Annotated in this window: 8 protein-coding genes and 1 pseudogene; 4 read left to right on the forward strand and 5 right to left on the reverse strand. The window is 69.2% G+C overall.

What is annotated here, in order from left to right; translation table 11 throughout:
- Positions 1-57 precede the first annotated feature (57 nt).
- The 3 genes and pseudogenes from mycP to eccA all read left to right on the forward strand — a co-directional run.
- Positions 58-1,116 (forward strand): annotated as a pseudogene (gene mycP / locus A9X00_RS05130) (type VII secretion-associated serine protease mycosin); the annotation flags it as partial.
- Entirely contained in the window at positions 1,113-2,693 is a 1,581-nt protein-coding gene (gene eccE / locus A9X00_RS05135) for a type VII secretion protein EccE (RefSeq protein ID WP_067149982.1), read from the forward strand. The pseudogene mycP and the gene eccE, both read left to right, overlap by 4 nt.
- Positions 2,694-2,710: 17 nt before the next feature.
- Positions 2,711-4,549: a type VII secretion AAA-ATPase EccA gene (gene eccA / locus A9X00_RS05140; protein ID WP_082974694.1), complete on the forward strand. Its 1,839-nt coding sequence runs from the start codon at positions 2,711-2,713 to the stop codon at positions 4,547-4,549.
- Here eccA and phoU read toward each other — a convergent pair whose 3' ends face one another.
- The 4 genes from phoU to A9X00_RS05155 form a co-directional block, all read right to left on the reverse strand.
- Positions 4,550-5,212, reverse strand: coding sequence for a phosphate signaling complex protein PhoU (phoU, locus tag A9X00_RS05145; RefSeq protein ID WP_067149985.1), 663 nt, complete (start codon positions 5,210-5,212; stop codon positions 4,550-4,552). It lies immediately after the preceding gene.
- A 130-nt stretch (positions 5,213-5,342) separates the two neighbouring features.
- A complete protein-coding gene (locus A9X00_RS29555; RefSeq protein WP_082974695.1) occupies positions 5,343-5,693 on the reverse strand; it encodes a WhiB family transcriptional regulator in 351 nt (116 codons plus the stop codon).
- A 285-nt stretch (positions 5,694-5,978) separates the two neighbouring features.
- Positions 5,979-6,443 (reverse strand): nitroreductase family deazaflavin-dependent oxidoreductase, encoded by a 465-nt coding sequence (locus A9X00_RS05150; RefSeq protein WP_067149988.1) that lies wholly within the window; start codon positions 6,441-6,443, stop codon positions 5,979-5,981.
- A 1-nt stretch (position 6,444) separates the two neighbouring features.
- A complete protein-coding gene (locus A9X00_RS05155) occupies positions 6,445-7,293 on the reverse strand; it encodes an NAD(P)H-binding protein (protein ID WP_067150000.1) in 849 nt (282 codons plus the stop codon).
- A 111-nt stretch (positions 7,294-7,404) separates the two neighbouring features.
- Between A9X00_RS05155 and sigI the strand changes: the two genes are divergently transcribed.
- Positions 7,405-8,280 carry an RNA polymerase sigma factor SigI gene (gene sigI / locus A9X00_RS05160; RefSeq protein WP_067149991.1) on the forward strand — a complete coding sequence of 292 codons (876 nt, stop codon included), beginning with the start codon at positions 7,405-7,407 and terminating at the stop codon, positions 8,278-8,280.
- Here the strand turns inward: sigI and A9X00_RS05165 are convergent.
- A complete protein-coding gene (locus A9X00_RS05165; protein ID WP_369830715.1) occupies positions 8,277-9,317 on the reverse strand; it encodes a MinD/ParA family protein in 1,041 nt (346 codons plus the stop codon). The two genes, sigI and A9X00_RS05165, sit on opposite strands and share 4 nt — an antisense overlap.
- Between the last annotated feature and the right edge of the window lie 2 nt (positions 9,318-9,319).

The raw sequence follows: 9,319 nt of genomic DNA on the forward strand, positions 1-9,319 counted from the left end.
CGGTGACGGGTGCGAACATCCGGTCGCCGCCATCGCGGCCCAGCCACTTGCCCATGGCCGCCGCCGCCGCCCCCGGAGGCCGGCGCGATGGCTCCCTCCAACGGACCGCCCGACCCGCAAACCGAGGACGAACCCGCGGTGCCGCCGCCCCCGCCGGGAGCACCCGACGGGGTGGTGGGGGTGGCCCCGCACGCGACCATCATCTCGATACGCCAGTCGTCACGGGCCTTCGAGCCGGTGAATCCCACTCCGGCGGATCCGAATTCGGACGAGAAGGTCAAAGCCGGCACGCTGAACACCCTGGCGCGCGCGGTCGTGCACGCGGCGAACATGGGCGCCAAGGTGATCAACATCTCGGTGACCTCCTGCCTGCCGGCCTCATCCTCGACCGACCAGCGGGCGCTCGGCGCCGCGCTGTGGTACGCCGCGACCGTCAAGGACGCGGTGATCGTCGCCGCGGCCGGCAACGACGGGGAAGGCGGTTGCGACAACAACCCGACCTACGATCCGCTGGACCCGGCGGATCCGCGTGACTGGCACCAGGTCAAGGTGATCTCGTCGCCGTCGTGGTTCTCGGACTACGTCCTGTCGGTGGGCGGTGTCGACGCCAGCGGGGCCCCGATCGACAAGAGCATGTCGGGTCCGTGGGTCGGCGTGGCGGGGCCCGCGACGCACATCATGGGCCTGTCGCCCCAGGGCGGCGGACCGGTCAACGCCTACCCGCCGTCGCGGCCGGGCGAGAAGAACATGCCCTTCTGGGGCACCAGCTTCTCGGCGGCCTACGTCAGCGGCGTCGCGGCGCTGGTGCGCGCGAAATACCCTGAGCTGAGCGCACATCAGGTCATCAACCGGATCGTGCAGTCGGCCCATAACCCGCCGGCCGGCGTCGACAACAAGGTGGGCTACGGCCTGGTGGATCCGGTCGCCGCGCTGACGTTCAACATCCCACCCGGCGACAAGATGCCCCCGGGCGCGCAAACTCGCGTCATCACGCCGGCCCCGGCCCCGCCGCCGCCGGATCATCGGGCGCGCAACATCGCGATCGGCTTCCTCGGTGTCGTCGTCGCCGGCGTGTTGGTGGTGGCGATCAGCGCGCGACTGCGGAGGGCGCGATGAGGCCGCGCCTGACGGGCTTCCACCACGCCAGCAACCGGCGGGTCGTCGGGATACTGGTGGTGTTCCTCCTGGCGGTGGCCGGATGGGCGATCGGCCGTTATGTCGGCGCCGCGGTGGCCGCGCTGCTGGGCGCCGCGGTGGTGTTCGCCCCGTGGCGGGGGCAGCCGGCGTGGTCATGGGCGGTCCTGTGGTTGCGGGGCCGGCGCCCGATCGCCTGGAGCGACCCAATCACGGTGGCCAGCAACCGATCCGGCGGCGGCGTGCGCGTCGAAGACGGCGTGGCGGTGGTGGCCGTGCAGCTGCTCGGCAGGGCACACCGGGCCACCGTGGTGACCGGCTCGGTGAGCGTCGAGACCGAGAACGTCATCGATGTCGTGGACCTGGTGCCGCTGCTGCAGCACCCGCTGGGTCTGGAGCTCGACTCGATCAGCGTCGTCTCGATCGGCTCACGGTGCGGCAACGTCGGCGACTACCCGCGGGTGTACGACGCGGAGATCGGCACCCCGCCGTACGCGGGCCGCCGCGAGACCTGGTTGATCGTGCGGTTGCCGGTGATCGACAACACCGACGCGTTGCGGTGGCGCACAACCCTTGGCGCGACGGCGATTTCGGCGGCGCAGCGCATCGCCGGACTGCTGAGGTGCAACGGCTTGCGCGCGAAGGTCGCCACCGCTACGGATTTGATCGAGCTCGATCGCCGGCTCGGTTGGGACGCCGTGTCCGGCACCATGCAGAAGTGGAAGGCCGTCCGCGGGGAGGCCGGATGGATGACGACGTACGCCTACCCGGCCGAGGCGATCAACTCCCATGTGCTCGCGCAGGCCTGGACGCTGCGCGCCGACGAGGTCATCCAAAACGTGACGGTGTATCCGGGCGGGGAGTGCACCGCGACGGTCACCGTGCGCACACCCACGCAGGCGCCGAGTCCGCCCAGCGTCGTCCTGCGCCGCCTCAACGGTGAGCAGGCCGCCGCGGCGGCCGCCAACATGTGTGGTCCGCGCCCGTTCCTGCGCGGGCTGCGGCGAAGTCCGTTGCCGCAGAGCCTCATCCTCGAGATCGGGCCGTCGGGGGTATTGGTGGGCAAGTTGAGCAACGGCGACCGGCTGATGATCCCGGTCACCGATGCCGGGGAGCTGTCACGGGTGTTCGTCGCCGCCGACGACCCGATCGCCAAACGGATCGTCATCCGCACCGCCGGCGCCGGCGAGCGGGTCTGCGTGCACACCCGCGACCTGAAGCGCTGGGCCAGCGTGCGGATGCCGGTGGTCAGTGTCCTCAGCACCTCGCGGCCGGCGCCGCGCACCACCGTCAGCGTCGTCGAACTCGCGCGCCCGGACGCCAGGGACGTCCCGATCTCGCCCGCGCCGCGGCCGGCCACCGTGATCACCGTCGCGCCGGCCGGCACGGCGCTGCCCGACGGCCACGGGCACGCGTTCGAGGTGGCCATCCAGCAGGTGAGTGGCGCGACGGTGCGAGTCACCGCGGCCGGCGAGACGTGGCTGGTGGACATGGACCTGTTCCGTGCTGAGAACCGCTATGTCAACCTCGAGTCGGTCGCGATGTCGTTCGCGACCTAGCCAGGACGGTGCAGATAATGGGGGACTTGCTCACGGCGCGTAGGCATTTCGACCGCGCCATGGCAATCAGAGACCGGCAGGGGCCCGCCGCGGCCTTGCCGGAGTTCGTCGCCGCCACCGAAGCCGACCCGTCGATGGCCGACGCCTGGCTCGGCCGGATCGCCTGTGGCGACAACGATCTGGCGTCGCTGAAGCGGCTCAACCATCATCGCGAATGGCTGCACCGCGAGACCACCCGGATCGGCCGCACGCTCGCGGCCGAGATGCAGTTGGGCCCCTACATCGGCATCACGGTCACCGACGCGTCCCAGGTGGGACTGGCGCTGTCCTCGGCGCTGACGATCGCCGGCGAATACGCCGAGGCCGACAGGCTTTTGGCCAACCGCGAACTGCTCGACTCGTGGGGCAACTACCAGTGGCATCAGCTGGCGCGGGCATTCCTGATGTATGCGACGCAGCGCTGGTCGGACGTGTTGTTGACGGCCGCGGAGGAGCTGCCGCCGCAGGCGATCATCATGTCGGCGGTGACGGCGTCGATCTGCGCGCTGGCCGCGCACGCCGCCGCGCATCTCGGGCAGGGCCGGGTGGCGCTGGACTGGCTGGATCGCGTCGACGTGATCGGCCAGAACGTGTCGTCGAGCCGGTTCGGCGCGGAGGTGCTGACGGCCTCGATCGGCCCGGCCGACATTCCGCTGCTCGTCGCGGATCTGGCGTACGTGCGCGGGATGGTGCACCGCCAGCTGCACGAGGAGGACCGCGCCCAGATCTGGCTGTCGAAGGCGACCATCAACGGAGTGCTGACCGATGCGGCGAAGGCCGCGCTGGCCGATCCGAATCTGCAGCTGGTGGTGACCGACGAGCAGGCCATCGCCAGCCGCACCGACAAGTGGGACGCCTCGACTGCGAAAAGCCGCGAGCAACTCGACGACGCCGACGCGGCCGAGCGGCGCGCCGAACTGCTGGCCGAGGGCCGCCGGCTGTTGGCCAAACAGGTGGGCCTGGCGGCGGTCAAGCAGGCGGTGTCGGCGCTGGAGGACCAGCTCGAGGTGCGCATGATGCGCCTCGAGCACGGGCTACCGGTGGAGGGTCAGACCAACCACATGCTGCTGGTGGGGCCGCCGGGGACCGGTAAGACGACCACCGCCGAGGCCCTGGGCAAGATCTACGCCGGGATGGGCATCGTGCGCCACCCCGAAATCCGGGAGGTCCGCCGGTCCGATTTCTGCGGCCACTACATCGGGGAATCCGGACCCAAGACCAACGAACTGATCGAAAAGTCGCTCGGCCGAATCATTTTCATGGACGAGTTCTACTCGCTGATCGAGCGCCACCAGGACGGCACGCCCGACATGATCGGGATGGAGGCCGTCAACCAGCTGCTCGTCGCATTGGAAACCCATCGATTCGACTTCTGCTTCATCGGGGCGGGCTACGAGGATCAGGTGGACCAATTCCTCACGGTCAACCCGGGTTTGGCCGGTCGGTTCAACCGCAAGCTGCGGTTCGAGTCGTACTCTCCGGCGGAGATCGTCGAGATCGGGCAACGCTACGCCAGCCCGCGGGCCAGCCTGCTCGACGACGGCGCCCGGGAGGCCTTCTTGGACGCGGCCACCACGATCCGCAACTACACCACTCCCGGCGGTCAGCACGGGATCGACGCCATGCAGAACGGCCGGTTCGCCCGCAACGTCATCGAGCGCGCCGAGGGTTTCCGCGATACCCGGGTCGTCGCGCAGAAGCGGGCGGGCCAGCCGGTGACCGTCGAGGACCTGCAGATCATCACCGCCGCCGACATCGAGGCGGCCGTGCGCAGCGTGTGTTCGGACAACCGCGACATGGCCGCCATCGTCTGGTAGTTAGCCGAGGAGATCCGCGCTGCTCGGGAACCTGCCGGTGGCCTGGAAGATGACCCGCCTGGCGATTTCGACCGCATGGTCGGCGAAGCGTTCGTAGAACCTGCCCAGCAGGGTTGCATCGACCGCGGCGGCCACACCGTGTTCCCATTCGCGATCCATGAGCTCGGTGAACAGCTCGCGATGCAGGTCGTCCATCGCGTCGTCTTGGACGTTGATGAGGCGGGCCTTTTCGGGGTCACCGGTACGCAAGACCTCCTCGGCAGCCTTGCCCAATTCGACTGCTACGCGGCCCATCTCAGCGAAGTAGCCGTTGGCCTGTTCGGGCAAGACATGTTCGGGATGGCGACGGCGAACGATCTTTGCGACGTGCGCGGCCAAGCCGCCCATGCGTTCGACGTCGGCGCAGAGCCTGATCGCGGTAACCACGGCTCGGAGGTCGCCGGCCACTGGTGCTTGCAGGGCAAGCAGCACGAACGCCGAGTCTTCGGCGGCGCCGCTCGACTTCGCGAGCTCGACCTTCTCGGCGATGACCTTTTCGGCCAGCGCAAGGTCGGCCTGCAGCAGTGCGTGGGTAGCATCGTGCATCGCCGCGCCGGCCATCGCGCACATGTCAGCGAGCTGCTCGTTGAGGGCCGCGAGCTGCTCGTGGTAGGCCGTGCGCATTGCTCTAGGTTACGTCCGGCCAGGTTACGCCCTTGTTCGGGTTAGCTTCGTCCGGGAATTCAGCGGCAACATCGGACAGGGATGCAGCGAGAATCGTTGTGACAGGCCACGGTTGGAAACGGCGCGCAGGTCAGCCGACGCCGCGATTTCGTCGTTCGCTCAGAAACTTTGACCAGGACGCCATCTCGGGGTGCCGCTGGAGGAGTGCCCGTCGTTGGCGCTCTGTCATGCCGCCCCAGACACCGAATTCCACCCGGCTGTCCAACGCTTCCGCTAAGCACTCCTGCATGACCGGGCAGCGGCGGCAAACCGCCGCGGCCTCGCGCTGCGCGGCACCCCGGACAAAGAGTGTGTCGGGATCGATGGTCCGGCACAGGGCCCTGGCCACCCAACTTGTCTCTTCCGCCGCCGCCACGCTGCGCAGCGCCCCTCGAGAAATCGCACCTTGCCGTCTTTGACCGGCTTCTTGTGATCCTGACATCGGCCTTCTCCCCGGCTCAATATCCCGCACCGCAGCAGAACACGCTGTTCTGATTCCCGGGAGGTCACCGCTGAAAACCCGGCAATGCAGCGATTCGTCTACTGGTAATTTAACCGTTCCTTGTGGTTGGCGTGCGGTTAGCGCGGCCGGATGACAAGGATGAATCGAACCACCGGGCAAGTGATCAGGCGTGGAGCCAGGTGACCAGGACGTCTAAGGACTGCGACGACCGGCCGCAGTCGGCGATCGAGTCGATGCTCTCTCGCCGAAACACAGCGCGAGAAATCAGCGAGATTTCTCGCGCTGTTTGACGTTCGGCTCGAACCGGAACACGGCGAGGCGGCCGGCCAGTGCCTCGAATTCGTCGGCGGTTCCGTCGCGCACCATCCCCGCGCGCTTAGCGAACGCCACCCCGACGGGCACCTCGGTGGCGAACGCCCGCAGCACCGGACGCGCCTCGTCGGGGTCGAGTTCGATAATCCTGACCTCGCGGGACCGTCGGCCCCGGCTCAGGGTGCCGCTGCCCGCGGCGCGGGCGTTGGCCGCCCAGTCGGCGCCGGGGTAGCCGGCCACCACGTACAGGCCGCCGCGAAATTCGAAGGGCGTCATCGGTGTGCGGCGCGGCTGGCCCGACTTGCGGCCGGGCACCGTCAGCACCATCGCCGGTCCGGTCGGGATCCCGAGCCGCTGGACCGCCATCATGAACTTGTTCATGGGCTTGAGGTAGCGCGGCGGGCGTGGTTCGGACATGTCAGGCTCCTTTCGCTTGGGCGAAGAGGTCGCGGTGGTCGGACACCCACTGCGCGAACGCGGTCGCCGGCCGGCCCAGGATCTTCTCCACGTCGTGGGTGACCAGCGCGGGCTTGTCGAGCGTGTCGGCGAGCATGGCGATGTAGGCGTCGGCGAAGTCGGCGCCGAATCCAATGCCGATGAACCGCTGCCGCACCACTTCCGCCGGCGCCTCCTGGTAGCGCAGCGGGCGACCCAGGACGTCGCCGATCACCCCGGCCAGCTCGGAGTTGGTGAATGCCTGCGGACCCGTCAGCGGGATCCGCTGGCCGACAAGGTCATCGGTGAGCAGCGCGCGCGCCGCGACCGCCGAGATGTCGCTCTCGACGATCGGTGCCGTCGAGGCGGCCGCGTATGGTCCGGCCACCACGTCGCCGGCGCGAATCTGCGCCCCCCACATGCCGGCGAAGTTGGTGGCGAAGACCGTCGGCCGCAGGCTCACCCAGTCCAGGCCGGATTCGACGGCGAGTTGTTCCACCTCCTTGTTGCGGTCGCCGCGAAAGCGCGACGGCTGCAGCGAAAAGTCGTCGTCGGCGTTGATCGCCGACAGCGCAACCAGCTTCGTGACTCCGGCACTCGCGCATTCGGCGACCACCCGGGGCAGGTCGGGGCCCAGCGCGCGGGAATTGAGGAAGACCGCCGACGCGCCCGGTAGCGCGTCCGAGGCCGAGCGGACCGCATCGACGCCGGGGGGAAGCCCGGCGGTGTCGGGTGTGCGGGTGACGGCGCGGACGTGGGCGCCGGCTGCGAGGAGTTCGGACACGAGCGGGCGCCCGACGTTGCCCGTCGCTCCGGTTACGACGATCGTCATGAGGATGTTTCCTTCCGTGAGTTTTGCGTGCTGCACCAAGGACGGCGCCGGAGCTGGGAAAGTTACAGTCGAAACACGTAACTTTTTGCGCGACCAAATCGTCGAAGGTTCATGAGCCAGTCGCAGTCACCCAGCGACCAGGTCACCGAGGCCTGGCGCAGTAATCGCCCGTATCTGGTCAATCTCGCCTATCAGATGCTCGGCGACGTCGGCGACGCGGAAGACGTTGCGCAGGAAGCCTTCCTGCGCCTCTCGCGCGCCGATTTGACCGAGATCGACGACGTCCGCGGCTGGCTGACCGTGGTGGCCAGCCGGATCTGCCTCGATCAGGTGCGTTCGGCGCGGGCCCGCTACGAGCGGCCGGGTGAGGTCGAGCAGCAGCCGGCTTCGCCGCGGCTGGACCCAGCCGACCGGGTCACCCTCGACGACGAGGTCCGCACCGCGTTACTGGAGGTCTTGCGCAGGCTCAGCCCGGGCGAGCGGGTCGCCTTCGTGCTGCACGACGTGTTCGGCGTCCCCTTCGACACCATCGCCGAGACGGTGGGCCGTCCCGTCGGCACCTGCCGTCAGCTGGCGCGGCGCGCCCGCAGCAAATTCACTGTGGCGCAACCGAAATTGAACGAGGTGGCCTCGGCCGAGCACCAGCTCGTCACGGAGAAGTTCATCACCGCGTGCGCCAACGGCGACATCGCCGCGTTGACCGCCGTGCTGGATCCGACGGTCTGGGGCGTGGGAACGGTCCTCGCCGAGCCGGCGCCGCCGCCGCAGATCAACCACGGGCCTGACGCGGTGGCCACCAACCTGCTGCGCTATCTCGGCCCGGAAGTCACCCTGGTCGTCGGGCCCGCGGGGGGACCCGCGGTGCTGGCCTTCGTGGACCGCCGCCTCTTCGCTTCGATCGTGCTGACGATTCGCGGTCGCCTCGTGACGAAGATCGAGGCCATCGCCGATCCGTGGGCGCGCCTGGGTGCCGATCAGCTGCCTTAGCGCGCCGCACGGTCCGGCCGGGCGGCGAAATACCCCGCGACCGTCGCCGTGACCTGGAGAAACCTGCGCCGCGTCCCCGGGGACATCTCGCGGTCCACGTCGATGACGCCGCCCGGCCGTAGGTGGGGATCGAAGGGCACCTCGACCACCGGCTGCCCGTGGTCGACGAACTCGCGCGCCAGCAGCTCGCGGGTGCGTTTGTCGGCGTGGCCGTCGGAATCGTTGAGCACCACGATGGTGTGGCGCAGCAGGCCCGTCAGGCCCCTCTCCGACAGCCATTCCATGGTCCGCGCGGCCGCGGAGGCCCCGTCCGCCCACGGCGAGGACACCACGATCAGCGCGTCCAGGTCGCGCAGCACCTCCTGGGTCACCGGCGAGTCCATCGTCGAGCCGCAGTCGATGACTGAGATGGTGAAGTGGCGGTCCAACCGGAGCGCGGCTTCCCGGTAGATCGCGGCGTCGAGCACCCGGCGCGGCCCCGACGCCGGCTCGCCGCCGAGCACGTGCAGGCCGGCGGAGTTACGGCCAAGGCGCCCAACCACATCGCCGAAGGAGCGCAGGTTCTTGTCGGCGGTCAGTTCCCAAAAGGAGCCGGGCGATCGGGGATCGATTCGGCTGCTCAACCGGCCGAACGCGGTGTCGGCGTCGATCGCCACCACGGGGTCCTGCCGCCGCAGCTGGGCGAAAAGCGACCCGACGCTGGCGGCCACCGAGGTCTTGCCCACCCCACCCTTGCCGAGCACGCCGACCTTGTAGTTGCCGTGCAGAGGGGTGCGGATGGCCGCCTCGTATTGGGCCTCCTCACGCTGCGCGGGGGACGGGCCCAGCTGGACAAGGCCAAAGGTGGCCAGCCGCAGGATGCGTCGCCAACCGAGCTCGGGCAGTTCCGCCGCGGGAGCGGGCGCGACGGGTGGGGGGATGGGCTGCGGCGGCGTAAATTCGCTGCGGCGGGCGGTCGACGACGGCGCCGACATGGGAGTTTCGGGCTGCAATTGTCCCGACCCCGGCTTCGATCCTAGCGGACCGGCGGGGGTGATCA

It is taken from the genome of Mycobacterium sp. 1245805.9 (genome assembly GCF_001672915.1).
Taxonomy (GTDB): domain Bacteria; phylum Actinomycetota; class Actinomycetes; order Mycobacteriales; family Mycobacteriaceae; genus Mycobacterium.